This is a genomic window from Vibrio campbellii CAIM 519 = NBRC 15631 = ATCC 25920 (assembly GCF_002163755.1).
Lineage (GTDB): Bacteria > Pseudomonadota > Gammaproteobacteria > Enterobacterales > Vibrionaceae > Vibrio > Vibrio campbellii.
Genome location: NZ_CP015863.1, coordinates 1514620 through 1541360 on the forward strand (window position 1 = coordinate 1514620; position 26741 = coordinate 1541360).

Annotated in this window: 19 protein-coding genes; 6 read left to right on the forward strand and 13 right to left on the reverse strand. The window is 44.5% G+C overall.

Features of this window, described 5'->3' with window-relative positions; translation table 11 throughout:
* Positions 1 to 102: 102 nt before the first annotated feature.
* On the reverse strand, positions 103 to 1263 hold the full coding sequence (locus tag A8140_RS07170; protein WP_005533429.1) for a histidine decarboxylase: 1161 nt from the start codon (positions 1261 to 1263) through the stop codon (positions 103 to 105).
* Positions 1264 to 1857: 594 nt separating this feature from the next.
* Here A8140_RS07170 and A8140_RS07175 point away from each other — a divergent pair.
* Positions 1858 to 4734, forward strand: a complete 2877-nt coding sequence (locus tag A8140_RS07175; RefSeq protein WP_005533427.1) for a condensation domain-containing protein — start codon at positions 1858 to 1860, stop codon at positions 4732 to 4734.
* 116 nt (positions 4735 to 4850) lie between these two features.
* Positions 4851 to 6176, forward strand: a complete 1326-nt coding sequence (gene angU / locus A8140_RS07180; RefSeq protein ID WP_005533426.1) for an anguibactin biosynthesis histamine N-monooxygenase AngU — start codon at positions 4851 to 4853, stop codon at positions 6174 to 6176.
* Positions 6177 to 6275: 99 nt separating this feature from the next.
* On the opposite strand, the gene A8140_RS07185 is transcribed toward angU, so the two are convergent.
* From A8140_RS07185 to A8140_RS07210, 6 genes are all read right to left on the reverse strand, one after another.
* Positions 6276 to 7040, reverse strand: coding sequence for a thioesterase II family protein (locus A8140_RS07185; RefSeq protein ID WP_005533424.1), 765 nt, complete (start codon positions 7038 to 7040; stop codon positions 6276 to 6278).
* Between the two features lie 2 nt (positions 7041 to 7042).
* Positions 7043 to 10171 (reverse strand): non-ribosomal peptide synthetase, encoded by a 3129-nt coding sequence (locus A8140_RS07190; protein WP_005533422.1) that lies wholly within the window; start codon positions 10169 to 10171, stop codon positions 7043 to 7045.
* 76 nt (positions 10172 to 10247) lie between these two features.
* Entirely contained in the window at positions 10248 to 12440 is a 2193-nt protein-coding gene (locus tag A8140_RS07195) for a TonB-dependent receptor (RefSeq protein WP_005533420.1), read from the reverse strand.
* Between the two features lie 139 nt (positions 12441 to 12579).
* Positions 12580 to 13563 (reverse strand): siderophore ABC transporter substrate-binding protein, encoded by a 984-nt coding sequence (locus A8140_RS07200; protein WP_005533418.1) that lies wholly within the window; start codon positions 13561 to 13563, stop codon positions 12580 to 12582.
* A gap of 56 nt (positions 13564 to 13619) precedes the next feature.
* Positions 13620 to 14579, reverse strand: coding sequence for an iron chelate uptake ABC transporter family permease subunit (locus tag A8140_RS07205; RefSeq protein WP_005533416.1), 960 nt, complete (start codon positions 14577 to 14579; stop codon positions 13620 to 13622).
* Positions 14576 to 15520 carry an ABC transporter permease gene (locus tag A8140_RS07210; protein WP_005533415.1) on the reverse strand — a complete coding sequence of 315 codons (945 nt, stop codon included), beginning with the start codon at positions 15518 to 15520 and terminating at the stop codon, positions 14576 to 14578. The genes A8140_RS07205 and A8140_RS07210 overlap by 4 nt, the downstream gene beginning before the upstream one ends.
* Positions 15521 to 15930: 410 nt before the next feature.
* Between A8140_RS07210 and A8140_RS07215 the strand changes: the two genes are divergently transcribed.
* A complete protein-coding gene (locus A8140_RS07215; RefSeq protein ID WP_005533414.1) occupies positions 15931 to 18066 on the forward strand; it encodes a condensation domain-containing protein in 2136 nt (711 codons plus the stop codon).
* Between the two features lie 178 nt (positions 18067 to 18244).
* Here A8140_RS07215 and A8140_RS07220 read toward each other — a convergent pair whose 3' ends face one another.
* Together A8140_RS07220 and A8140_RS07225 are read right to left on the reverse strand one after the other, a co-directional pair.
* Positions 18245 to 18988, reverse strand: coding sequence for a metallophosphoesterase family protein (locus tag A8140_RS07220; RefSeq protein WP_033000320.1), 744 nt, complete (start codon positions 18986 to 18988; stop codon positions 18245 to 18247).
* A gap of 91 nt (positions 18989 to 19079) precedes the next feature.
* Positions 19080 to 19958: an AEC family transporter gene (locus A8140_RS07225; RefSeq protein ID WP_005533412.1), complete on the reverse strand. Its 879-nt coding sequence runs from the start codon at positions 19956 to 19958 to the stop codon at positions 19080 to 19082.
* A gap of 526 nt (positions 19959 to 20484) precedes the next feature.
* Here A8140_RS07225 and ihfA point away from each other — a divergent pair.
* Entirely contained in the window at positions 20485 to 20781 is a 297-nt protein-coding gene (gene ihfA / locus A8140_RS07230) for an integration host factor subunit alpha (RefSeq protein ID WP_005427969.1), read from the forward strand.
* Between the two features lie 136 nt (positions 20782 to 20917).
* Here the strand turns inward: ihfA and A8140_RS07235 are convergent, their stop codons facing one another.
* The gene (locus A8140_RS07235; RefSeq protein WP_005533411.1) at positions 20918 to 21691 is read right to left on the reverse strand and encodes a RelA/SpoT domain-containing protein; all 774 of its coding nucleotides are present in this window, start codon (positions 21689 to 21691) and stop codon (positions 20918 to 20920) included.
* A gap of 337 nt (positions 21692 to 22028) precedes the next feature.
* Here A8140_RS07235 and A8140_RS07240 point away from each other — a divergent pair, with 337 nt between their 5' ends.
* Positions 22029 to 22679: a thiopurine S-methyltransferase gene (locus tag A8140_RS07240; RefSeq protein WP_005533410.1), complete on the forward strand. Its 651-nt coding sequence runs from the start codon at positions 22029 to 22031 to the stop codon at positions 22677 to 22679.
* Positions 22680 to 22765: 86 nt separating this feature from the next.
* Here A8140_RS07240 and purT read toward each other — a convergent pair whose 3' ends face one another.
* Positions 22766 to 23941, reverse strand: coding sequence for a formate-dependent phosphoribosylglycinamide formyltransferase (purT, locus tag A8140_RS07245; RefSeq protein WP_005533409.1), 1176 nt, complete (start codon positions 23939 to 23941; stop codon positions 22766 to 22768).
* Between the two features lie 208 nt (positions 23942 to 24149).
* Between purT and A8140_RS07250 the strand changes: the two genes are divergently transcribed.
* Positions 24150 to 24848, forward strand: a complete 699-nt coding sequence (locus A8140_RS07250; RefSeq protein WP_005533408.1) for a putative periplasmic lipoprotein — start codon at positions 24150 to 24152, stop codon at positions 24846 to 24848.
* Between the two features lie 63 nt (positions 24849 to 24911).
* Here A8140_RS07250 and cdd read toward each other — a convergent pair whose 3' ends face one another.
* Positions 24912 to 25799 (reverse strand): cytidine deaminase, encoded by an 888-nt coding sequence (cdd, locus tag A8140_RS07255; protein ID WP_005427951.1) that lies wholly within the window; start codon positions 25797 to 25799, stop codon positions 24912 to 24914.
* 264 nt (positions 25800 to 26063) lie between these two features.
* Positions 26064 to 26741: an LrgB family protein gene (locus tag A8140_RS07260; RefSeq protein ID WP_005528192.1), complete on the reverse strand. Its 678-nt coding sequence runs from the start codon at positions 26739 to 26741 to the stop codon at positions 26064 to 26066.

Sequence of the window (26741 nt, forward strand, 5' to 3'; positions counted from 1 at the left end):
GCCATGAGATATCAACGAAGAAATCAAGGTTACATAAATAGTCGTTTTCATATTAAGCCTATTGAACTGATGTTCTTAACTGACATTGTTAAACGTGATGATTTAGTTTTGTCCGATGACATACCCAAGCCCATATTCGGGCGATAAGTCGAAAATGACATCATCGATTAATGCGTCTAATTGCGCTGTGCTGTTGAGGTGTGGCATGGTAATAATATGTGCAACATCCCCAGAGGTGGCCAAAGAATGCTTTCGCCAAATCGGCTCAGACGGACACGGGAAAACGACGGTATTCGAATTCTTATTTCTCCATGCTTCAATGCCCGCTTTTTGTAGGCGTTGAACGGTATAGTCCGCCATATCCAAACAAAGCTTCACTTTGGATTGCCAATCTGACAATGAATGGCTCTTAATTGCAGCCCACATGAACAGTGCGCTATGGCCATTTCTGGAACCACTGATGGTTTGATCACGTGACGAGATGTAGTCCACTTCCACGGAAATTTGGTCAACCATATGCTGTTTGGCTAGCACAATCCCACATGGAATCGGTGACCCGATCATTTTGTGTCCGGATACCGTGATGGAGTCGATGCCATCTTGAAACGAGTAGGGTGGTGGCTGATCCACAAATGGTAAGATCATCCCACTTAATGCGGCATCGGCATGAATGTAATAATCTTTCCTGTCGAGCCCTAGAGTAGCGAGATCATTCTGTATTCTTCCAATGTCATCAATGGCACCTCGCATAGTTGAGCCAATGTTGGCAAAGATAATGGGATTGCCTTGTTGGTCTCGCTCAATTTGAGTTACGAGCAGTTGATAATCTATTTCACCATTTGATAGAGCAGGGATCTTGCGCGAGGGTATGTTGAGTAATCTAGCGATTTTATCGACCGAGTAGTGAGTCTCTTCAGAGTAATAGAGATAGGCCATTGGAAAGAGCTCACGTGCTAAATAACAGGAAAACAGGTTGCCCTCTGTACCACCGTTAGAAATATAGCCCCAACTTTCCTGATGGGGGATGTTGAACAACTGGGAGAAGTAACGCATGACATCTTTCTCAAAGTCGAAGGAGTTGAGCTTGTAATTGCTTTCTTCTCTCCAATCTCCACAGTTATTGATGGAAAACTTCATAAACTTTTCCAGTTCGGAATAATCAAAATCAGCAGATTCAGGATACCCGACGTTAAAATATTGGTTTTCGCTGCAGTAAAGCCAGAACTCGTTAAGTCTGCTTAGATCCTCATCGGATAGTTTCATTGTGTCGCCTGTTGAGTCTTATTTTAATGATTTAAAGTACAAGTGGCTGATGTACGAATAAACCTTAATCATTATTATTTATATGGTTTCTAAAGAAGAAAGTATTGTATTTATATGGTTGGTTATTTTTATTAAAAAATGAACAGCTAGCTTGCTAATGATTAAATTACTATTAGCGTAAAGGTTGCTTTATATTGGTTTTATTTTATCAGCTGTCATGCTCTTATTATTAATGTCAAAAATAACAGTATAAAATAACAAGTCGATCTCTATTTATAGAAGTGAGTACGGTTATTTTTATACAGCATGGCTATTGCATTAAGAGTTAGAGATTAAGAGCACCAAACTATTTACGAAATATTGGTGTAACCAGAGTAAACCTCCTTATCAATTTTTAATATTATTTATATGTCAATCTATTTTTATTCCACTGGTGGCATAGATCACGCAGCAGAAACATTCAACGCACCAGATTCCTGCTTTAGCAAGGATTAAGGCTTATCTATATAATAATATTAACATTTTTGTTGTAAATGATTATTGTTTGCAAAATAATGGCGCCTTACCGATTGATTGTCAACAAAGTGAAAGCAGATGAGTGATTTAACACCAATGCAGGCTGCATGTTGGTTTGGAAGAAATGAGAACGCTAAACTTGGTGGCGTTGCGTCCCACCTTTATACCGAATTCGATGGCAAGAATATTAACCTTGAAAAACTTCACGCTGCTTTAATAAAATTATATAAACGGCATGAAATGTTGCGATTGAAGGTTGATAGCTCAGGCACCTGTTCTATTATCGATGAGCCCAATAGAAACATTTTAGAGGTAGATGACTTCAGTCAATTATCGGCTGATAAATTAACTAATTCCTTGAATGAAAAAAGAAGCCAATGGGCACATCAAAAGCTTGATTTAACACAAGGACAAGCCGCAAAGTTCTCTGTGAGTTTATTACCTGATGATGGGTTTCGCTTTCATATTGATACCGATATGATTGCTATCGATCCAGACAGTTGTCGTATTTTAATCGAGGACTTAGCGACGTTTTATGAAGGCGGTGTATTTGATACGGATGATAAGCCGTCCTTTTTTGTGTGGCATGATCTCGCAAAAGAAGAGCCAGAACTCAAGCTACAGCGAAAAGTCGACCGAGCGTGGTGGAAAGCTCATTTAGAAAGTATTGCGCCAGCACCCTCCTTGCCATTCCCTGAAGGCAACCCAAGTCAAATTACAAGTGAGCACTATTCCGCTTGGCTTGATTCTGAGCAGCGGTCCACTCTGTTCTCTCTCGCAAAGCAATACAAAATCACGCCCGCTAATCTGATGCTAGGTTTGTTCGCAACAACCTTAGGCACGGCGACAGGCGATGAAGCTTTTAGGATTAACGTTCCAGTATTTTGGCGGCCACCAATAACGCAGGGTACAGAAAGGGTTGTCGGCGATTTTGTCAACTTTGTTGTGCTCAGCGTGGATATGACGCAGACCGACACGCTGATCGATTTTTGCCACTCTGTCGCCGAAAAAATGGGGCCGTTACTTGGTCATAGCTTCTATGACGGTGTGAATGTGATGCGAGATCTTTCGTTGCATCATGGTAGTGCCCAGTTAGCGCCGGTTGTTTTTACTTCTGCTCTTGATTTACCGAGTGGTGATCTTTTCTCCCGCCGCGTCCATAAACATTTTGGCAAGATGAATTGGACTATCTCTCAAGGCTCTCAGGTTGCACTGGATTCACAAGTGGTGAGCATTGATGGTGGTGTCATGATTAATTGGGATGTACGACAAGAAGCCCTACCAAAGGAATGGACATCTGCGATGTTTGATCACTTTGTGGCTCTCACCAAAAGCGTCATTTCTAACCCTAAATTATTGACCGCCTCGATGGGCAGTTTGCACTCAAAGCTCGTATGCCAGTCTGACTTAACTGCGGAGCTGAGCTCGATGCAGCGCGCATATTTACTAGGTCGAACAACGCAGATGCCATTAGGCGGAGTTGCGATGCAGGAGCTCCTTGAATATCGAGGTACGCTTTCTCCAGTTGTTATCCGTCGCAGGCTATCAGAAATGGTCATCCGATACCCAAGCTTGAGGAAATATATTGATAGTAAATCACTCGAGCTCAAAGTTAGCCTATGCCCACAAGTGAACCTGACTTTGCATGATTTATCTTGCACAGAAAAAGACAGGGTAGAGAGTGAGTTAGCGCGCTTCAGGCATGATTACAGCCACGCCATGTTTGATTTAGAGCGACCGCTATGGGATATCACAATGTTTGCGCTTCCGGATGGTATCACTCATGTGTTCGCGCGCTTTGATGCGTTAATCCTCGATGCTCGCTCTATTGCTGCGCTGTTGGTTGAGTTGTTTGAAGGTGAAGCGCCTTACTTACCGCATATTGAACCCGAGTCATCGACAGAAGACCCGAAAATTACTCGCCATAGAGACGAAAGCTATTGGCTGAAAAAACTAAAGTCTGTCGATAAACCGATGCAATTCCCTTGGCATAAATCACTCGAATCGATCCCTTGTTCTCGTTATCAAAGGCAGAGTCTTGAGATTGATAAAGAGACGGTGAAAAAGCTCGTTCGGGTGGGAGGCAAGCAGGGCCTTTACAAGAATACCATGATGATGTCAGCAGCTCTTGAGGCGATATCTTCGCATGTGAGTGATGGAAAGTTGTGTGTTGCGGTTCCGGTGTTGCCAATGGTGAGCGCGACATACTCAAGTGAATCCAGTTTTATTGCTGTTCAATGGCAAGCGACACAAAACGATTATCTTCAGCGAGCCAAAAGCTTGCAAGCAGACACGTTAGAAGGGCTCGAACATCTCGCCTTTTCTGGGGTTGATCTGGCTCGTACTTTATTTGAACGATGTGGACCAGGGCCGACTCTGCCGATTGTGATAACAAACGGTTTATCGTGGCCAACGCTCAGTAAGAATGCACCGATGCAACTTCAGCGTGGGCTGACACAAACTCCTCAAGTTGCAATGGATGTACGTTTTGTTGCCATGGCTGGTGGCTCGATCATGTTCAGCGTTGACTATGCCAGCGAAGCCGTGGCGGACGAACAGGTGAAAATGATATTGGATCATATCGATATGACTTTCTGCCATATGGCTGAGACTTCTCTGTTTGAAACTGCCCCTGAGCAAACTCTAAAGCCTTTGGAGTCCAGAGTGATAGAGCTCTTCGATAGACCGCTCAGCGATTTGGCTGCTGAAGACTCAACCGAACAGATTATCTTTGATGTCTATTGCCAGGTGCTTGGTAAACCAGTGACTGATGAAACCAAAGAGAGTCTGCCTTTTTCCCAGTTGGGTTTGAGGCCTAACCATCTAAAACAAATCAGTACTGAATTAAATAAAGTGCTACGGGTGGAGTTGCCACCGATGCAGCTCATTCGCTGTAAAGATGCTGCGGAGGTAAAAGCGCTCGCTTTAACTCAGGGTTTCGAGGTCGTGACCTAATGCATCATTGATTTAGTGGCATATTTTCTTCTGGGATGGTGGTGTTGACCTTGCCATTCCAGAGGTTTGCGCCTCCCACAATTCATAACGTTTTCATCTCATATCAAGGAGAAAAAGTGAATATAACAATAAAAGATATTGTCGGTATTGGAATAGGGCCATTTAACCTAGGGCTTGCTGCTTTAACTGCTCATCAACCTAAACTCGACACCGAGTTTATTGAGCGCCGGGATGGATTTAACTGGCACAGTGGTATGTTATTACCGGGTGCAACTTTACAGGTTCCTTTTTTGGCGGACCTGGTCACTATGGCCGATCCTACTCATCCGTTGAGCTATTTAAACTACCTCAAACAACATGATCGCTTGTACCAATTTTACTATTACGAAACGTTCCTTGTTCCGCGCAGCGAATATAACCATTACTGTCAATGGTCGGCTGAACAACTAGAAAACTGTACCTACAGTGAAAATGTTGTTGGTGTTGAATACTCTCAAGACAATGAGTGCTTTAAGGTTCAAAGCGAATCGACTGACGGTGGAATTAAAGAACGTTACAGTCGAAATCTAGCGATCGGTGTTGGTACTGCGCCTTGGCTACCGGAGTGGGCAAGCCATGCTGCTCACCCGTTGATTCAGCACTCTGCTAAATTTGCACACATGCGCGAGGAGTTGGCTAAATGTAACAGCGTCACCGTGGTAGGTTCGGGCCAAAGCGCAGCGGAGTGTGTTCTCAACTTATATCGAGATTTGACTGATGAGCAGATCAAAGGCGGCGCGAGGGTTAATTGGGTAACTCGCTCTGCTGGTTTCCATCCGATGGAAGCATCTAAGCTGGGCCAAGAGTGCTTTACTCCGGCATACATGGACTATTTTCACACGCTTTCACGTGAGAAACGTCGAAACATCGTAGAAGGACAAGGGCAACTTTATAAAGGGATAAGTGGGTATACCATCGCAGATGTCTTTGACTTACTTTATGAGCGTTCGATAGGAGGACGCGAGCCGGGACTGAATTTGTATTCTAACTGTCAGGTGAATGATATTGAGATTATCGACGGCTCTGATGTATTCGCAGTGTCGTGCTATCAATCACAACAGGAAAAAGCATTCACACTTCATACTAATGCTGTCATTTGTGCGACAGGTTACACGCATCAATGGCCAGCATGGTTGGATGCACTAAAAGGATCGGTGTTAGCCGTGGATGAGCATGGCGATTTGATTGTCGAATCGGACTTTTCTGCTCAACGTTGTGATCAGGGGGTTGGACACGTCTTTGTCCAAAATCCAGAAGTCTTCCAACATGGCGTCGGTGGCCCCGACCTGGGGATTGGTGCCCATCGAAACGCTTCAATCATCAATAAGGTGTTAGGCGAAGAAGTGTATCGTTTACCTAAGAAGTCGGCTTTCCAAACTTACGGCACTCCAGAGGCACATTGATTAATTGATAGAGGAGGGCATGCAACCATTCAGATTGCATGCCCTTACTTGTCGTTATTTTGGCGTTGATGAGTCACGCCGCATTTAAGCGTAACTTGTTCAGATTTGAGAACATTTCAGTTCGTTCGAGAAAGCCCTTAGACAGTCGATCATCTTTTGAGCATTCTCAGTGATATAGAAATGAGCCCCTTCGACAACAAGATGATCGCGCACTTCATTACACCAGAGTTTCCAATCATCTACTTCAGCAAAGTACGCTTCAGAATCACGATCTCCCGATATTAAAAGTGTTGGGGCGGATAGTTTAGCCTGATCATCCGGTGCTGACGGGAACAGATACCTCTCCGTTGCAGCGAAATCCGCTCGTAAAGCAGGAAGAAAGATCGACCACCATTGTGGGTTATCGAGTAGGCTGCGATCACATCCACCCATATCAACCAGATTCTCAATGAAAGCTTGATCGTCACAGTCGCCTATCAATCTTCGCCCCCGAATATGAGGCGCTTGGCATCCAGATATCACCAAACCCTGCGGCGATTGGCCTAATTTAATAAGTAGCTTCGACGCTTCATACGCCACTTGCGCACCCATACTGTGGCCAATGATGACGGTCTTTTCGATTGGTAGGCTACTCGCTACTAGGGCTTGAACCAGTTCCTCGGCCAGTGATTCGATGGTCTCAATGCCGGGCTCGTCAATTCGCGCTTCTCTACCTGCATACACCATCACTGAAATGGATTCATTCGAGAGGTTGAGCTTACGCCAGCTCGTGAAGGTTCGGCTGCCACCTCCTGCGAAAGGGCACACTACATAATGTGTATCGCAATGTGCCTCAGAAGTTGCGATAGTCACTAGAGGACTCATGATCACGCTCCTTGAGGTGTTGTGATTTTACACCTCTCCATTATGAGAGCGAACGCTTCGAGCGTAGGGTAACGATACAATACCGACAACTTGATCGGGTATCCCGCTTTGTGACAGCGTTGAATCAATTCAACTGCGCGATAAGCATCACCTCCAGATTGGAAAAAGTCACTGAGCTTATGGAATGCTTGTTGCCCGAGTACATCACCCCAAAGCTCTGCTATTTTAAGTTCGCTGGCAGAAACCAATGGCTTTTCTGAGTTCGAACATTGGCTTCTTTTACGACTTGTCATCTGAGCGAGTGCTTTATGATCAACTTTACCATTGGCGGTAAGAGGCAATGCATCAAGCAATAGGATACGTTGAGGCAACATGTATTTTGGCAATTGATCCTTCAACTGGCGTTGTATGTCCTCAGTATTCAGAGGTTTGGTTGCCGTTTGTGCTGAATCCGTGACAACAAAAGCGACGAGTGTCTTATCTTTTTTGCCTGCTGCCAATGCAACCGCTCGCTGCACTTGAGGAATCGTATTAAGTGCGGCTTCGATTTCACCTAGCTCAATGCGGTAGCCACCGACTTTGACTTGTTTGTCTTGGCGTCCCAAAAATTCGAGCGTGCCATTAGGCCAGTAGCACCCCATATCTCCTGTTCGATACCAAGGTTGGCCATCCAGTGTTAAAAATTGTGCTTGGGTTCTCGGCTCATCATTAAAATACCCGAGTGCTACGCCGTCACCGCCAATCCAGAGCTCTCCGGGTACCCAATCTGGACAGTCTCTTCCCAGCTCGTCAACCACTCGATATTGCTGCCTTGGTAAAGGGTATCCGTAGGGGATAGAACGCCAGTCATTAGGGACTTGCTCAACATCGAATACGTTAGACCATATCGACGCCTCTGTCGCCCCACCCATTGCGATGAATTTCCCATCAGATCGATACTGGCGATAACGAGCAGGGAGATCGAGCCCTATCCAGTCGCCTGACAGCATGGTTAACCTAAGACGGGAAGGGGCCTTGGAGTTAAAACACGTAGAGTAGGTTAATAGCATATCGAAAAGGGCTGGAACACTATTCCACATCGTGACGTTGTGATCTTCAACTGCTTTACACCAAGCACTTGGGTCTCTTCTGTCCGATTCATTCACTAAAACAACCGCACCGCCAGCGGACAATAAGCCGAAGATGTCATAAACAGAGAGATCGAAGTGAAGCGCTGAGAGAGCAAGCACACGATCGTTATGGTCGACTTGGTAACGTTGATTCAGTGCGATACAGGTGTTGAGAGCTCCTTGGTGAGAAATTACCACCCCTTTTGGTGTGCCTGTCGAGCCCGAAGTGTAAATGATATAAGCTGGCTGCTCTGGGTCTACTTCTGGAGACTTGTACAGTGGGCTGCTTTCTATCGCGTCTTGCCATGTGAGGTAAGTGAAACCGTCGGTTGATGTGGCATCTGTCACAGCCGCTTCGTCGGTAATGACTACGTTGATGCCTGCGCCTAGATAAATGCCTTCACGCCTTTCCTTAGGCTGATCGAGAGAAACCGGCACATAAATAGCGCCTGCATACAAAATTCCCAAGACTGCGACAATCTGGCCAATACCTTTATCCATGCTTATCGCGACACGATCTCCCGGTTCAACGCCTGCCAGTGTCAATGTCTTAGCACAACGCTCTGCATAGTCCGCTAACGTTTGGTAATTGAGTGAAATTTTGCCGTGGATAACTGCCGTAGCATTAGGGAAGCGCTCGGCATTTTCCCAGAAACCATGATGGAGTAAACCTTCTGGCAGAGGTTGGTTATCTTGGTTGTTGATAGCACGACGCACCGAGATTTGATTTTTAGGCAGCGATACGGGTAAAGGTTGATTCCAGTGACTCTCCGCTTGGCTGAGATGCTCGAGCAGTTCGGAGAAGGTGCACAGCATATCTTGTATCATGTCTGCTGGGAAAAGGGCATTCTGACTGTCCCAATACAGTTCGAGCCCGTTTTTTGACATAGTGGCATGCAGGGAGAGCCATGTATTTGCTGATTGGTAACAGCCCCATACTGGTTTTTGATTGACGGTTGATAGCTGACTAGAAAAAGCGATGTTGGCTGGATAACGGTGGGATTCTGAAAGCTTTGCTAATTGTTGGACAAGCGGGAAAATCGCCATGGTTGGAAACGATTGTGCTTGTTCGAAGTGACTTTGGTTCTCTTTTACAAGTGAAACAAAACGCTGATTGATTCCCGATAGGCTAACCAATAGCGGCTGAGTAAATTGGCCCATAACATCAAGGTGAGCATTGTTTTTATGGCAATCAAACCTTAACATCATCTCTCTCTGTTGCCCCCACAGGGAGAGCACTGCGGCGAACACGCTCGCTAATGTCAGTTCTGATGTAACCTCATAGGCTTGGCTGTATTTGACTATCCGATGCCATTTGTCTGTTGGCAACGTTAATGTTCGCCTTGTTACGCCTGTTTCAATCAGCTTCTCCGGTTCACAAAGAGTTGGGACATTAGCGGAACTTGGTAGATTGAGTAAATGTTCTTCCCAGTCGTTACTGCTGTTCGATGGTGTCTCGACCAACTCACTATCTACCAACTGTTGATGCGATACGAATACTTGCTCCTCAGTAGCAAAGCTCGGACTTGTGCCCCGTAACATTTGAGCAAGTTGTTCAAAAAACAGCATCACACTTGGCATATCGACGACAACAGAGTTGAAACGAGCGTGAAGCCTAATGGTATTTGACGGCAAAAGGCTCACGACCAAGCAAACCGTTGCTGAAGAGCGGCTTGTTGTCAGTTCAGTGCGAGTGAGCTTCAGTTTCTCAATAGCTTTTTCTTCAGAAACGGAGGTTAAGTCATTAACGGCGAACGCATCTACATGATGCTTGTTAGATTTTTGGAGGAAGAAATCGTCGCTGATAGTGGCCTTAAGCATCGGGTGATGGTTAATTAAAACCTCTAGGCAAGGTTTAAAGGTTTTCCAAGATGTATTTGTGTAGTCAAATTCCTGATAGATAAAATTAGCTATCGACCTCTGTTCGCTGCGCTGCCTTTGAGTGGATAGCAACCAGCTTTGATATGAGGTTAAAGGTAATGCTGCCTCTTGGTGGAAAGGTGATGGTTCGCTTTGTTTCATTGTGAACTCTCTTAAAAAGCCAAGCAGAAAAGAAAAAAGCCCTTAGTCAGATGGCTAAGGGCGTAAGAGGATAGGACTAGAAATCCGCAGTGGCTGATAACATCACCGTGCGAGGAGCACCTAGCGCAAGGGTGGCGTAATGTGTGCTTGTCCAGTAGTCTTCATCGGTCACGTTATTGACGTTAAGACGCCAAACGACGTTGGTTTCTGCGATGGTGGAATTGTATCGAGCACCAAGGTCAAAAATCGTCTGTGCTGATAATGATTGCGTGTTCTGTGCATCAATATATTGCTCAGACATGTAGTTAGCTTGGCCAATAAGTGTGAGCTCACGCATCGCAGGTAAGTTCCACTCCAGTGCGAGCTTCGCTTGGAATTTTGGTTGCTTAGTCGCTTGTTTACCTTCAGTCGTCACGTCGGTTGCTTTGGTAATTTCGGCATCGGTGTATGCAACGCCACCTGTTAGCGTGTAGTCTTCAAGTACGGTACCGTAGAAGCCCCATTCAGCACCACGGTTACGTTGCTCACCGCCAAATGAATAGATATCAGTGACAGGATCTTGATATCCATTTGGCTTTTTGATCTCGAACAGGCTGAAGGTATGGGCAAAGTCGTCAAGATCAAGTTTTAGCCCGGCTTCGATTTGTTTGGTTTTCTGCGGCGCAAATGCCTCTCCCACGTTCTTAGAGCCTCTTGGTGCTGTTCTACCGTTGGTTAAGCCTTCGATGTAGTTACCGTATAGTGAGGCAGAGCTCGATACTTTGTACAACAAGGCGACGGAAGGGGTAACTGCGCTTTCTTTTAGTTTTGTGGTTGGCAATGACATACCATTCATAACGATACCGGATTCAAAGTCGATGCTTTGACGACGAACGCCGAGTGTTAGTTGGTAGGTGCCATCAGCAAAAGAGAGTGTGTCTGCGATTCCATAGCTCTCGAGAGTCGAATCAACTGGTAATTGGAAGTAATTGTCATAACCTGAAGGTGCTGGGCCCCAAACTGGATCGTAGATATTCGTTTTCCAAGACTCAGGCGCGTTGTTTCCGGCTGGTGCGTCGTGTTTATCCTCTCTAAAGTAAGTACGATTCAGTACCAGGTAGTGTTCAACTGGTCCTGTATCAAATTCACTACGAACCCCAACATCTTCTGATGTACGTTTACTGTTTAACTTTACTGCGCCTTGAGAGACTTCAAGCGTGCCTGAGTTATCAATAATTTTGATTCTTTGTGGAACATTGGAATCGAAATCAGTTCGACTGCCTCCAAGAGCAGTATAGAACGTGACAGAGTCAGTTACATCGAATTCGCCACGAATCATTATGCCTCTATCTTTACTGTCGTTGTATGCCCAGTCTGGCGCTAAAAGAGTGTCGGATGAAGGTGGTGGTGGAACTTTCACGCAGGAAGCGATGCTTAGGCCTCGGTTCGCGCCATCAACTCGCTCAGTGCTGTAATAAAAATCGGCTTCTACGAGGGCAATATTGTTGCGCCAGTCCAGGCTCAACGCAGCGAGCTGCGTTTTACTGCTCTGATGGTTCACCGCTGTGTCACCATCTTTAAATGCCCCGTTGAAACGCACGCCAAATTGATCATTCGCTCCAAAACGACGGCCGATGTCGATGTGTCCACCGAATTGGGCGTCAGATAAGTAGTTAAGCGTAAAGGCAGTGGTTGGTGTTTCAGCTGCGCGCTTGGTGACAAGATTAACAGAGCCTCCAACGGAGCCGTTTGGAGCCATACCATTGAGAAGTGCAGATGGGCCTTTTAGTACATCAACACGCTGAAACATCTCTGGGCTAACACGGTAATAAGGTGCAATGCCGTAAAGACCATTAAACATGACATCGCCGACATCGAGGTTAAATCCTCGTACTTTAAAGCTTTCTTTATTTAACCCTGTTTCGCCGCTTGTGAAAACGGATGGATCCGTCGCTGAGATCACGTCCGAAATATCTTGGGCTTGTACGTCTTGAATTTGTTTGTCTGTATATCCGAGCGCATTGAACGGTGTCTCGAGAAAGTCTTTGTCGCCCAACATACCTAGGCTGCTTTCGGTTGAGATCTTACCAGCAGCATAGCCTTTATTGGCTTCGCCAAATACCGTCATGGACTCGTCTGATTCGATTTCATCGGCATGTGCAAGATTAATTGGTAGTGCAGACACACCAAGTTGAAGCGCGATGACGAGTGCAACGCGACTTGGGCTTAGCGTTCCGTTAAGTACCTTTTTTGAAGAATTCGCTGCTATCTGATGATAGTTATAAGTCATTATTATTTCCTTGTTCTTACTTTGTGCTGGCTCACATCCGTCCTGACGCCAGAGATGGCTTTGATCGTTGGGCTACTCACGGCCCAACTTATTGTTGTAAAGCGGTTAATTATTTAGATATTCGTTACAAAACGATTTGCTATAAGGCCGAGCTTTCGTAACCTTTGATGATGTCGTCAATGACAATTTTTAGGGACGTCACACTAGCAGAAGTGATGTACCAAGCATCTGGATCAACAAAAACGACGTGACCGTTTTTCCATGCCTTTGTTTGGCGAAGGAGTGGGTTTGCCAAATGTTCTGCATCTATTATTGGCTTTCCTTGCATCACTGCGGTTCTGTCGATGATGTAAAGAATGTCTGGGTTGGCTTGGCTAATAAATTCGCTGGAAATCGGCTGACCATGCAAGCTGGTTTCGACTTTCTCACTTGCTGGTTTTACGCCCAATACATCGAAGACAAAACCATATCGAGATTCGACACCAAATGAACTGAAGGCTCCGTTGTTGTGCATCACCACCAGGGCTTTCTCTGGACGCTCCGTGGTGACAGCTCGAACCTCTGCAACTTTTGCATCTATTTCTGCAACCTTCTGCTGTGCTAGTTCTTGCTTGCCGAAGATCTCTCCCAAGTCAACAAGGTGCTTTTTGATAACATCAACGTGATGACCGCGGCTATTGCGATAGTCGATGTCAAAATGCAAAGTCGGTGCGAGTTGGGATAGCTCTTCATATTGGGTGGTGTGAAGTGGTGTCATTAACACAAGGTCAGGCTTTAAAGCGTAGACCTTTTCCATGTTTGGCTGAACAATTGCTCCGAGGTCGACGATTTCCGGCGATTCTTTGTACGCTTCGAGGAAGTGAGGGATAAAATCTTTGACCATTCCCGCAATCGGAACATTTAACTGATCTAAAAAGTCTACCTCGTTCATGTCTAGTGCCGCTACTCGTTGCGGACGGTTTGAAATTACGGTCTCACCAAGGTTGTGTTCGATCACGATTGGAGTATCGAGTGGCTGGGCGGCTTGAGTCTTAGCAATGGCGGCAGTGGGCTCGCAAGCCGTCAATACACCAAGAGAACAGCAAGCAAGAGCGACACTCAAGCTTAGAGTGCTTTTAAACATGAGACATTTCCTTTTGTTGTCGTTAGATTGCCTTTTCAAAGGCGAGTTACAGTCTTTTAAATCTGGCTTCTAGCTCTGACTGTGATGGCGAGAAAATACCCACCACAAAGCACGTTGACCAAGATAGAGACGGTGGTTTTATAGTTAAATAGATGCTCGACCATGAGCTGCCCCGTCAGAAACATGATGATGGCAATAGCACAAGCCGCCCACAGTACCTGCCCATAACTCGATGATCTGGAAGTTGAATAAGCGATGTTGGCGATGAAAATCCCCATAAATGCGGTAGGGCCAATTAAACTGGTCGAAATAGCGACGAGTATTGCAATGACAGCAAAATATTTTGGAATGTAGTGCTTATCGCTAAGGCCTAATGACATTGCTTGGTCTCGGCCAAGTCCAATGACGTCTAATTCACGAGACCATCGTTTTACAAAGAATGCGAATACGCTTAACACCGTACACGCGAAGAGCAGGGTAGAAGGTTTTGCTCTTTCAAATGACGTATAGCTGAGCCCTTGAAGTATCGAAAACTCACCAGGGCTGATTCTAAGTTGGACGAACTGGGCAATGGTTGTTAGAACCATCGTGAGTACAAAGCCAATCAAAAGCACTTGGTGCATATCACGCTGAAACTTCTTGAGAACCCAGAATTGAATCGCAAATGAGTACAAAAGGATCAGCAGTGTTGAGATAGCGAAATTACCGATGACACCAAGCGCTGCGCTTCCTGCAGTACCTGCAATCAACAAAAGTAGGGACTGCCATACAAGGTAAACAGACTCATACCCCATGATTGATGGCGTTAAAATTCGGTTGCCGACCAAGGCTTGAAAAATCACTGCGGAAATTGCGATACAGCTACCGCCCACAAAGATCGCTCCGAGCTTAATGAGCCTTTTCGGTATAATGTAATCAAAATCCAATCCGGAGTTAACGAAAACAAAAGTCATAGATAGGATGCTCAACAGCATCACCGTGACAATTGTGTTTGTGTTTGTGTTTAGAGCTTTCATGCACGTGCTCCTTTAAGGAGCAATACAAGAAATAGGGTGCCACCAATCGCACTCGCGGTAAGGCCGATCGGAACCTCAAAAGGAAAGACCACAAGTCTGCTTATCACATCACAAAAAATAAGCAGTGATGCGCCACCCAATGCCACGATTGGCAGTGTGTTTTTCAGGTGGTCGCCATATTTTAGTGCGACAAGGTTTGGGATCACTAAACCGACAAAATGAATTGCCCCGACGGTCACGACGGTCACAGCAACGGTCACGGAAACCAGCATCAGACCTAACGCTGCCGTTGTTGCGAAGTTAATGCCCAAGTTAGATGCTGCATCTTCTCCCATGCCCATGACGGTAAATTTATTTGCGTAGAAGTAGGTCAACAGAGTGGTGGGTAAGATCAGGTAAATGATCTCGTAGTGTTCCTGTACGACCTTAGAAAAGTCTCCCATTAACCAGCCAGACATGCTTTGAAGAACGTTATTTTGATAAGCGTAAAATTCAGCGACTGCGCTCAATACGCTGCCAAACATCAGTCCAATGACTGGGACCAATGCTGAATTACTGAATTTAATTTTTCGTACGATCGCGATGTAAATGAGCCCTGCTGCAAAGCAAAAGACGACAGCAAAAATCATGCGCTCAAGCTTATCTGAATTTGGCAACATGACGATCGATACCAAAATACCAAGCTTGGCAGCATCTAGGCCGCCGGTAGTCCCAGGCTCTACAAAACGATTTCTGACGATATGTTGCAAGATGACGCCGCACATCGCCAAGCCGGCCCCTGTTAGAATCAATGCAACCAACCTCGGAAGTCTGCTAGCAGTAATCGGCAACCAAGCATTTTCGTCCATCTTCAGCAGTAGTGACCAATCGATTGGATTGGCGCCAATAAAAATGGAAACGATACACAATAAAAAGAAAACAAAGATAATTTTAGCGTTCATACTGCATGCAGTCCGAAATAAATAAGAGACAGGTGCCCTTCAATATTTTTGAATGGAAATAATGGTATGAGATACGAAAAAATAATATTCCACGTCGATATTGATTGTTGGTTAAAAATATGCCGACGTCTTTTTTATTGCTGAATAATAAGGTCACAACTTCACTCTCAAAAAGCCTTTTTCGGCATTTAAAACTGAGATATATACTGAGATTTCCCATCAATAGGCTAGAGACCTGAGTGAAAGAATTTGTGCTTTTAACCCAGATTTATTATTAGCTTGACGTGAAATGCAAATCTAAATGATAATTAATCCTATCATTGTTGTATCGAATTCGTATACAGTTAAATGCATAAACTTGAAAAAATATTTGTCTGCCTATTGAGCGGTTAAAAAAGAGTCAGAATTATATGTATAACGTCACAGAAGAAACAAAAAAGCGATTACCAATCACCGACGCTGAAGAAACAATATGGATGCAGCAGCTTCAAGAACCAGAAAGCATCTCATGGTTGTTAAATTGCTATGTTATTGATAGTAATAGCAAAAAATGGCTTATTGAAGAGGCGTTTAAAAAGCTCGCTATCGAAGATTATGAACTCAATTTGCGCTATGGATTTTCTGAAGAATTTGAGCTGGAAAAATGGCTCGATGCAGAAGGCGAGCAGATAAGCAGTATTATACAAATTCCCAAAAAACAACTCTCAGGGCTAATTGAAACCCTGAAAACGACACCGTGGCAACCTGAACATCAATCTCCATTTAGATTAGTTATCGTAGAAACAGAGCAAGAAAAGTTCGTATTTATCGTCAGCCATCCTATAATTGAAAATCAATTAAGTGACTTTAATGTCATTAATCTTCTCAAGAGTAACTATGACTTGTTGAATAAGGATTCTTTGGTAAGCAGCTTAGTTTTTCAAGAAGTCGATTTATCTGAGTTTAATTGTCATAGTGGTTCTAATGATAATATTAAAGATATAATTTTGACTGAGTTTAGAACGAGCCTTGATGACTCTAGTGTTGAATTAGATGACGACTTTTTTGAAGTCGGTGGACATTCTCTGTTGGCCACGCGAATTATCGGTAACTTGATGAACAATCATGGTATCGAGATCAGCTTTAATGATTTTTTCAAATTCCCAAGTGCTGAAGCGCTTGCCGAATGTGCTTCGTTAAATCAGTCTGCCTCAAATTTCATTCTTGAAGAAGAGGGTATCTCACAACGCTCAATATCGGATGAGGGCGCGCCACTGTCATTTGCGCAAGCGTTCCTTTGGGATGCACACATTGCCACCGGGAAATGTGCGATCTTCAATTTGCCATTTGCCATGCGTTTTGATGCGGAGGTTGATGAGGAGGCATTTAAACTCGCATTTCTAGATCTGTTGATTCGTCATACTGGGCTAAGAACGCTATTCGTTGATATGGACGGTGGAGCTGTTCAACGTGTGATTCCAGAACAGGATCTTTCAAGCTATGTATGGTTCTGGAACAGCTCAGAGGCGGGTGACGCAAGCTTGGAATCCGAAGCGGCTTACGTTTTTGATTTAGGTAAAGAGTTACCTCTACGAGTTCGCTTCTTTAAAGATGAGCAGACTGGTCAACAAGTTCTTTCTTTCCTTATTCATCATATGGTGATTGATGAATGGTCATTGAATAATCTGATGCCAGAACTTTCTAAAGCTTATTTAGCACGTGTTCAAGGTTTAGAGCCTACGTGGGATAAACCGGCGAATTCTATTCATGATTATGCCACTATTCAAAGGGAGCGTGGCGTCAATGCAGTGGACCTTGCTTACTGGGTTGAACGATTACAAGGTGCGACTCGCGGGTTGGATTTAGCCACGTCAGATGTTGGTCAGCTGCCTGCGGATATCAATCCAATTGAAGCTAACTGGTTGGAAATTGATTTAGGTACGCATGCGCATGACGTTGTTTCTTCGATCTCAAGAGAGCAAAACTCGTCGATTTTTAGTGTCGTATACTCGGCAATTGCTCAAGCCCTCCACGAAGCCGGCAATTTAAAAGATCTTGTAATTGGTACATCTGCATCTGGACGAGACGAGGCGAAGTATTTCGATTCGGTAGGGTACTTTACGACCATGGTAGCGCACCGTGTGATGTTTAAACCTGAACAGTCCTTTGTTGAATTGGTTCAAGAGGTTACTCAAACCATTAATGACTCGATGCCACATGCAACGGTTCCTATCGATAGAGTACAGCGTGAACTTGGTTTAGATCCTAAAAATGGACTTATGTTCGACGTTTACGCTCAAATTCATGCAGACAATGCACTATACGGCGCTTTGGAACAGCCTCATGGTGATTCAATTGCGTACCGCCAAATTCTACCTAATAAAACTGAGTCGCTATTTGGCTTGCACTTCGAGATGATGGAGAATGTTGTCGATGGTGAACGAACCTTACGCTTAATCGTAACTTATCAGACCGCACGTTACAGTGCTGAACAAATAGCAAGTATTGGCCAGAAAATGAAAGACCTTCTAACCAATCAAACAGTGTTTAAGCACGAATTAGCCTAAATCCAGCGATAGCAACAATAACTTGTAGAACCAATGACCTGTGGAACCAATGGTCATTGAAACTTAGAAGGTTGTTGTTGCTTATCGAGCGCTGAAATTGGAACTGGGCTGGTTTAGGCCTAGTTCCTGTTTGTTGAGTATCGGAACAGTCTATACCCTCGACCTATCGCTTAATTGGTTATCTTGATTCGTTACGCGGTAACCAAATGGGTGTCGCGGTGATACCATCACCCTCGAAGCAGAGCTTATTCACGCCAATTTGCTCACTTCGATTATATTCTTTAATGCTGTGATCAAAGCCGTAGGCTGTCGCCGGTGCCATGTGTTGGGTGATGCCTCGCTGTGTGGCCGTTAATGCATCATGGCCATGTCCGCAGATAACGTCTCGAACCTGATGTTCGGCCAACAATCTAAGTAAGCTCGCGTCGTTCTCTAAGCAAATGGCTTTCATCCATTCTGAACCGACGGGAATAATAGGATGATGGACAACAATAATTGGATTGGTTGTGTCGCGAAGTTGCTTGGTTAAACGCGCGATTCCGCGCTTATCGATCCTGCCAGAGCCTAGAGGATGGCGCCTATCAAGCGGTTTGGTGCTGGAATCTAAGAACAAGACTTCACGACTGTGGATTCTCGCTTTATTTGTGACTTTGATACTACTGCCGCGCAGCTCTTGCTTCATCAATTTTGTATCATCGTGGTTGCCAGCAATCGCGAAGATATTTTTCCCCTCGACGTGAGCCTCTACCAAATTAACGAAGGCGTGATAGTCACCGGGTTTAGGATTGCAACAAAGATCACCAGTAAACAAAAGGGTATCGCAGGAAGCGTCGCTTTGGGCAAGAAGTAATGCTTTACGCAAGTTCTCAAAACTGGATTTATCACTCAAGTGACAATCACTGATCTGGATAATGGACTTCATATCGTTTAGGTTCGCGGGGGAATTAATATTTTTCTGCCAGTCTAACATTCAACTTGATGGCTGCAATCGTAAAGTGAATGATAAGGCATCGCTAAGAGAGCGAAAGAGTATACATAAGCAATAACGGTAACGTGATTATGCTGAAAAAGTTCCCAAACAGAACCATTGAAGCGACGGTCATTGGCTCAGTGTTCAGCCTCTCGGCAAACAAATAGTTCATTACGGCTGGTGGCAGCATGGTGAACAACACCATCATTTGCAGTTGCATCGTAGGCAGTGGAATCAACCAATAAATAATTGCAAACGCTACTGCTCCTGTCACAAGTGATTGTAACGTACACATCAGACCAACCTTCAGGCCACTGAGCCTTAGATTGAGCATTTGTGCGCCCAATGAGAGTAGCATAACCGGTACAGCAGCTTGACCAAGTAACGCGGTAGCTTCGTAAAGCGGGTTCCAAACGCTAACCCCGGACAGGTTAATCACTAATGCGAGCGTAGCGGATAAAAAAATTGGCATCTTGATGATTTGCTTGAGCGGATTGCCGCTACTAAGCAGCATTACGCCTAAGCTGATGTGCAAACAGGCGGAGACAACGAACAAGAGTACCGCAGAAGTGAGAGCTAATTCCCCAAAGGTATAAGTGAACAACGGGATGGCAAGGTTTCCGCTATTTCTAAACATATGTGGTGGTGCCCATGTTTTGAAGGATAGCCTGCTTAGCTTTGCGATAGGTATCATCACAACACCCGGTATGACAACGGCAATAATAGCAGCAAGTAAAAGAGGAACTTGGCCCATATCAATCGGCATGCTGACTAGCGATGAAAATACAAGTGCTGGTGTAAACACATCCATATTGATGCGATTGATCGGGCGGAAATCTGGCTTTATGTAGCGCCCAACTAAATACCCAACAAAAACTAACGCAAAAACAGGGAATAGAATACTGACGACTTGGTGAAGCATGTTGGTACTCTGACGATGGGGTAGAATGCGCAAACAGTATCAATCTTTCCATTCATCGTCATGGTAATGGACACAGAACTTTGTCTTTGTTCAAGGTTTGATTTTCTGCCGGAACAGCAGAAACAGAATAAAAACTCTAATGAATACAACTGGTCAGATCTATTTGTAGAGTGGCTCAACCCACTGAAAAATTAAGAGGTTTTGTGTCAGTTGTTTGTAAAATGACCAGTATCTGACATTTTTATTAAATAGTGAATAATCTTGTTTTTGTGTCGATATTTAGATTATTGAACTGGATGGTTTCCATAATTTAGAAGTAATTAAAGTAAAATATGGTGTTGGTGGTGGGTAAAGTACTTCGATGATGAAACATTCGGTATATTAGCAAAGAAAAAAGTTGGCGAAAATCATAAGCTTGTCATACACTTCCAAATGTAACCCCGATATGTTGTTGAAATGGTAGGGTAAAACTGCTCTGGCGCTACACTAAGGTAGCATTGTTTAACATAGCTTTGAGGAAAGTTTTATGGCGCTCACAAAAGCCGAACTTGCAGAAAACCTGTTTGATAAATTGGGATTTAGTAAACGGGACGCCAAGGAAACGGTGGAAGTGTTCTTTGAAGAAATTCGCAAGGCACTAGAAAGTGGCGAACAGGTAAAACTGTCAGGTTTTGGTAACTTTGACCTTCGTGACAAAAACGAACGACCTGGTCGTAACCCGAAAACGGGTGAAGATATCCCTATTACTGCTCGACGTGTCGTTACGTTCCGCCCGGGTCAGAAGTTGAAAGCTCGCGTAGAGAACCTAAAGGCAGACCAGTAAGCCATGTAAAATGGAATGAGACCACGCTTTGTCGTGGTCTTTTTGTTTGTGTGTTCCGGTACTTGCTAAAGAACAAATAAAAAGCCACCGCAATTGCGGTGGCTTTTTAGTATTAGTGAGGGTAGAAACTGCTCGCTTACGCAGCTTCTAAGTGTGTTGTTAGGTATGGTTGCCAAGCTTCTTGATACAAGTTTTTCGATTGAGTACGCATGTTACGAATCGATGCCGTCTCGATGTCGTTGAGGCTTCGGCCTTCCACTAACGCTTGTCGTTCGATCTTTTGGATCTGTTCATACAAGTCATGCTCTGGACCACTTTTCACGTCAGCAATGGCTTTAAGGTGCAGTTGAACTTCAGCAATCAAATTCGTTTTAGGAAGACGTACCAGTAAGTTCAAGTCACGGTAACCAGATGCGGTTGGTTTCTTAAAGCGGTTTTTCACTTTAACGATAGTTGTTTCACGTTCTAGTGCTTCATATACGGATACAAGGCTTGCTACGTCATCCGCTACGATAGTTGCTCGTGCTAAGTCTGTAATTCGCTCTACTTGACCATCCAATTCGTGAGCAATTTTTTCTTCGGCACGATGTTGAGATTTAACGCCTGCGAAGTAAGGTTGGGCGTCAGTAAGAAGGGCAGTACTTTTACAGATGGTTTCTAACTCGAATTGTGCTTGGTGAGCTTTGCTGTAAAGTACGTCGAAATCTGAATAAGGCTGAGTTGGTTTGGAGTCGATTGACTGAATGCCATACAAACCACTAAGGCTATGCTTAAACAATTTTGAGCAAACTTCGTTTTGGCTAGCAGAACGGTCTTGCTCGTTACTCGGGACATTTGGAAGTGCGGCGAACGCCGGCGCACGGCTTAGTACTAAAAGCATCAATGCTGTAGTACGTAGAAATAAGCTCATTCACTCTCCTTAACTTGCTTGCACTTAGAAAATGGGTAACGAAAAGGTCACTAAGATTCGCAAATCAGGTACTACCTAAGTTAATGGGGGCTCTACGATAGATTCCAAGGTAGGTTTTTAACCTTATAGTGGAATCGTGTTCTAGAACACCATTTTGCTTTCCTTTATTCTGACACTCAGAAAAAGGAAGGGTTCATTCTTGAACGATTGCTATCCTACCATTGCAGTATTAACCAAAGATGAACAGCATAGACAAATTTGAAAAAATCATTAGTCTTAGCCCACAAAAGCAAAGCACAAAGCTCGAATCCACAATCAGCCGACAAGTAGAAGTAAAATGAGAGATCAAGAATTTTGGCACAACAAATGGGCGAGTAACCAAATTGGTTTCCACCTTGATGATGTGAACCCACTGTTACCAGCATTTTGGCAGTATACGAACCCGAAGCGTGAAGATACGGTCTTGGTACCTTTATGTGGAAAGTCAGAAGACCTAATTTGGCTTGCAACGAAACACGATGAAGTACAAGGCGTTGAGCTAAGTTTGATTGCTGTACGTGCTTTTTTTGCAGAGCACTTCTACACACCGACCGTAACGCCAGTCAATGGTATGCACGAGTTGTATCAGTTCGATGAGTTGTCAATTTATACCGGTGATTTCTTTACGGCGCCGGTTTCTAAAGCCGATATCATTTATGACCGCGCAGCACTCGTTGCATTGCCGAAAGAGATGCGAGAAGAATACGCAAATCGCGTTAAGCAACTATTGAACCCTGGCGGACGCATTTTACTTGTGACGCTCAATTACCCACAAGATGAGATGTCAGGCCCTCCGTTTAGTGTGCCAGTCGAGGAGATTGAACAGTTGTTTGAGGGCTACAAGGTGACTTGTTTGAATGTCGATCAAGCTGACGAGAATCATCCGAAAATCGCTAAGAAAGGGCTCAGCCGCTTCTCTGAGGAAGTGTATTTAATCGAGAGCAAGTAACGGTTTCTAACGGTTTCGTGCCTACACAAAGAAAAAGCGCAGCCAATTGAGCTGCGCTTTTGTTTCTCTTGAGTGAAGCTGCGGAACTAGTAAATGATTTGCACTTTAGAAGCGCTGTTCACCGCATCTTCAATCGAATCTTCAATCGTCTTACGGCGCGTTAAAACAACGCCCAAGCGACGGCGACCATCAATTTCAGGCTTACCAAACAACCGAACTTGAGTTTGTGGCTGAGCCATTGCTTTGGAAAGATTATCAAATCGGATATCAGTTGATGTACCTTGCCCTAAAATTACCGCTGATGCTGATGGTCCATACTGAACAATATTGTTGATCGGCATACCTGTAAATGCATGTACATGAAGCGTAAACTCAGACATTTCTTGAGATATCATGGTTACCATACCGGTATCGTGTGGACGAGGGGATACTTCGTTGAAAATGACCTTATCGCCTTTAACAAACAGTTCCACACCAAAGATGCCGTAGCCACCTAGTGCATTCACAACTTTCTCTGCCGTGTATTCAGCTGCTTTGATGGCGTTTTCTGACATGGCTTGTGGCTGCCATGATTCACGGTAATCTCCGTCTTCTTGGCGGTGCCCAATCGGGGCGCAGAAATGTACGCCATCAACGGCGCGTACCGTTAGCAGTGTGATTTCGTAATCGAAGTCAATAAATCCTTCAACAATCACGCGTCCAGCTCCTGTGCGGCCGCCTTCTTGCGCGTATTCCCAAGCTGTCTGAACATCTTCTTCTGTTTTGATCACGCTTTGGCCTTTGCCAGAGGAGCTCATGACTGGTTTAACGACACATGGAATACCAACATGCTCAACAGCGGCTTTAAAGTCTTCAAAACTATCAGCAAACTGATAAGGGGAAGTGTTTAGAGCTAATTCTTCAGCAGCAAGGCGGCGAATGCCTTCACGGTTCATCGTCAATTTAGTCGCTTTTGCTGTGGGAACAACGTTCAAGCCTTTTTCCTCTAATTCGACTAATTTATCTGTCGCGATAGCTTCAATTTCAGGAACCACGTAAGCAGGTTGTTCTTTATTAATGATCTCTTCCAGTGCCTGACCATCAAGCATGTCGATGACGTAGCTACGATGGGCCACTTGCATCGCAGGCGCATTGGCATAACGGTCGCACGCGATCACTTCTAAACCAAGACGTTGGCATTCAATTGCCACTTCTTTACCAAGCTCACCAGAGCCTAAAAGTAATACACGGGTAGCATGAGTGCTTGTAGCAGTACCGAACATAGTGTTCCCTTACAAAATAAAGTGATGAAACCGAATTTGCAGGGGATCATACTGAATTTTAAAAATGATGCAAACGTTTGCGTCATCGCTGAGCATCTTAGGTTGTAATAATTACTATGTAATGAATCAAAATTAGTGATTCTTTGTGTTGAGAATATATTTCATATTGATAGATTTCATCGCTTCTATAAAAAGGAGCAGTAAAATAATGAAATATATAAGAATTATCGGTTGTGCTATTGCAGTAATGCTTTTGTCTGGGTGTGTCTCTCGAAAAGCGATGGACATTCCGTCAGACTTTTGGCAAACCGGGGGAGACAAAAATATCGCTGTTGCGTTTGTTCAGCCACCAGAAATGTATGCGCATCGTGCAGGCGGTGAAGGCCTATTGGACATGGCTATCAACGAAATGGTGACTGATAGCGTTGAATCTCATATTCAATCACTAACGCATGATAAGTTTGAAGTAGGTAAGTCCAAGGTTGCGCAGTTGATTGAGAGCCGCGGAAGCCACAGTGTGATTCTCCCAGAGTATTATGAAGCGACCGACGAACATAAACTGCCGAAAGATAAACGCAAAAAAGGTTACTTCGATTACGATGTTTCTGTCGTCAAGGAGCAGTATCAAGCTACACACCTACTTGTTATCCAAACCATGGCGGCGGGCACACTGCGTGACTACTACGGATTTATCCCTCTTTCGTCGCCTCGTGGCTATGTGAATGCAGAAGTTACGCTTGTTGATCTGAGTAACAATAAGATCGTAATGGAGCATCAAATCCTAGAAGAAGTTTTGTTGCCAGAAGACGTTGATTGGGATGATCCAGAGAACCAATACCCGGAAATTACGAAGGTTGTAAATTTGGCGTTGGAAAGAGCGGCAAATCGACTAACGGAACTATTGTAATAAAACGTTGTTGGAACAAAAAAGAGCCCATTGGGCTCTTTTTTGTTAAGCAAAGCTTATAAATTAAACGTTAACAAAGCTCACTGGAATATCAGGATTTAGTGCTTCTAGCGTCGATTGAGTATCAGCTAGGTGGCTGATCTTACCTTGTGAGTTTTCAACTAACGCAGCAGCTTTGATGTCTTCAAACTTCTCACCAGCCATCAGGATTTGAATTAATGCAACCTGCAGTGGTGGAAGGCTAGGGTTGAATGCGGCGTTTTCTGCGTACGCGCCTTGGAATACAAGGCCACTGTTCATCTCAAGCGCAATACCACTCAAGTTGTTTGTGTATGGCGCGTGGCTAATGTTCATCGCATTGACGGCTTTTTGAATTAAAGCATCGTCTTCATCACAAACAAACTCGTGCTTCACCTCAGCCATAAGACCAGACTCAATACCTAGATCCGCCGGACCAAACGCTTCCGGAAGGTAGTGATGAAGTGACTTTTCTTCACGTTCTGGTAACTGGATCTTTAATTCTTTTGCTGTGCTTAGCTCGTTCATGAACTGACGGCAGTGGCCGCAAGGGCTGTAGTTGATAGTGATGTCTTTCACACCATGCTCGCCTTTCATCCAAGCATGGCTGATGGCGCACTGCTCAGCATGAACGGTTTGACCTAGCTGAACACCGAAAAACTCCATATTCGCGCCAAAGTAAAGACGACCGGAAAGGCCACGAACAATCGCACCGACATAGAATTCAGAGATTGGAGCGTAAGAAAACGCTGCGGCAAAAGGAAGTAGAGCAACACGAAGCTCTTTGTCTGAAAGGTTGGTCGCGTTCAGCAGTTCACCAAACTGTTGTTCAGAAATAGTGGCATCAAAATCGTCAGCTAAAACGATAGGAGCAAGATGTGTTGAAAGTGCTTCAGGAGCGCTTGCTAGCGCCTGTTCAATGCGACTTTTCATGTTGAATCCTTGTTATTGCATGGACAGTTATTCTATGTGAAAGATGGAAATATTCTGTGCTTTTGATCACGTTAATGTGTGTAATGATGATTTACGTTACATAATTAGAGTGAGCTCACACATGTATTCGATTTCACGACGATTTAACGTTATCTCTGTCCCACTAATAACTATATCAATGGATATTCATATTGCGAATTTTCTGGAAGAGGTTTTGGCTTGCTCACTTTAGATTAAGACTAAGGGGGGCAAGCCAGTCACTTTTTATTGGTATAACCAAACGGCTAGAGCAAAGAAGCTTGGCGCAAGAATAGAAGTGATGATGCCACAAAGCACCAAAGCAAGAGATGAGAAAGCGGCGTCGCCCGGTTGTTTCTCAGCACAGGTTGCTGTGCCGAGTGCATGCGAAACCGTGCCCATTGTCAGGCCACGAGCGATAGGGTGTTTAATGCCGATAAGGTTAAAGATTGGGTAAGCCAAAATCGCCCCGAATAAACCAACAATAAGCACTAGAATGGCGGCAACTGCGGCTTCACCACCTAAGTGGCTAGAGATTTCCATCGCAATAGGCGTTGTCACTGATTTGCCCACTAAGCTCGCAACGAGGCTGATGTCGGCTTTGAACGCAACAGCAATAAGTGTTGCCGTTAGCATCGACATCACGCTGCCCAAAGAGCAAGCCAGTGCGATAATGCGCCAATTGGCTTTTATTTGTGGCAATTGCTCATAGAGCGGATACGCTAGCGCAACAACTGCGGGTTGAAGCAAGAAGCTAATGTACTCGTTGTCGGCGTAGTAGGTTTCAAACGGCACTTTCAAAAAGGTGAGTAGAGGGATCAATACAGCAATGCTGATTAAAAGCGGGTTCGCGATTGGGTTGTTAACCTTAATTGCGATTTGACGCGCGGCAAGGAAAACCACAATAGTGACAAGTAACCACAT

Coding starts and splice junctions, on each gene's coding strand:
- A8140_RS07215 (WP_005533414.1), top strand. CDS start 15,931: ATGTATAACGTCACAGAAGAAACAAAAAAGCGATTACCAATCACCGAC.
- A8140_RS07210 (WP_005533415.1), bottom strand. CDS start 15,520: ATGAACGCTAAAATTATCTTTGTTTTCTTTTTATTGTGTATCGTTTCC.
- A8140_RS07250 (WP_005533408.1), top strand. CDS start 24,150: ATGAAATATATAAGAATTATCGGTTGTGCTATTGCAGTAATGCTTTTG.
- A8140_RS07170 (WP_005533429.1), bottom strand. CDS start 1,263: ATGAAACTATCCGATGAGGATCTAAGCAGACTTAACGAGTTCTGGCTT.
- A8140_RS07185 (WP_005533424.1), bottom strand. CDS start 7,040: ATGAGTCCTCTAGTGACTATCGCAACTTCTGAGGCACATTGCGATACA.
- purT (WP_005533409.1), bottom strand. CDS start 23,941: ATGTTCGGTACTGCTACAAGCACTCATGCTACCCGTGTATTACTTTTA.
- cdd (WP_005427951.1), bottom strand. CDS start 25,799: ATGAAAAGTCGCATTGAACAGGCGCTAGCAAGCGCTCCTGAAGCACTT.
- ihfA (WP_005427969.1), top strand. CDS start 20,485: ATGGCGCTCACAAAAGCCGAACTTGCAGAAAACCTGTTTGATAAATTG.
- A8140_RS07225 (WP_005533412.1), bottom strand. CDS start 19,958: ATGCTTCACCAAGTCGTCAGTATTCTATTCCCTGTTTTTGCGTTAGTT.
- A8140_RS07205 (WP_005533416.1), bottom strand. CDS start 14,579: ATGAAAGCTCTAAACACAAACACAAACACAATTGTCACGGTGATGCTG.
- A8140_RS07220 (WP_033000320.1), bottom strand. CDS start 18,988: ATGAAGTCCATTATCCAGATCAGTGATTGTCACTTGAGTGATAAATCC.
- A8140_RS07260 (WP_005528192.1), bottom strand. CDS start 26,741: ATGTGGTTACTTGTCACTATTGTGGTTTTCCTTGCCGCGCGTCAAATC.
- A8140_RS07175 (WP_005533427.1), top strand. CDS start 1,858: ATGAGTGATTTAACACCAATGCAGGCTGCATGTTGGTTTGGAAGAAAT.
- A8140_RS07190 (WP_005533422.1), bottom strand. CDS start 10,171: ATGAAACAAAGCGAACCATCACCTTTCCACCAAGAGGCAGCATTACCT.
- A8140_RS07195 (WP_005533420.1), bottom strand. CDS start 12,440: ATGACTTATAACTATCATCAGATAGCAGCGAATTCTTCAAAAAAGGTA.
- A8140_RS07200 (WP_005533418.1), bottom strand. CDS start 13,563: ATGTTTAAAAGCACTCTAAGCTTGAGTGTCGCTCTTGCTTGCTGTTCT.
- A8140_RS07235 (WP_005533411.1), bottom strand. CDS start 21,691: ATGAGCTTATTTCTACGTACTACAGCATTGATGCTTTTAGTACTAAGC.
- A8140_RS07240 (WP_005533410.1), top strand. CDS start 22,029: ATGAGAGATCAAGAATTTTGGCACAACAAATGGGCGAGTAACCAAATT.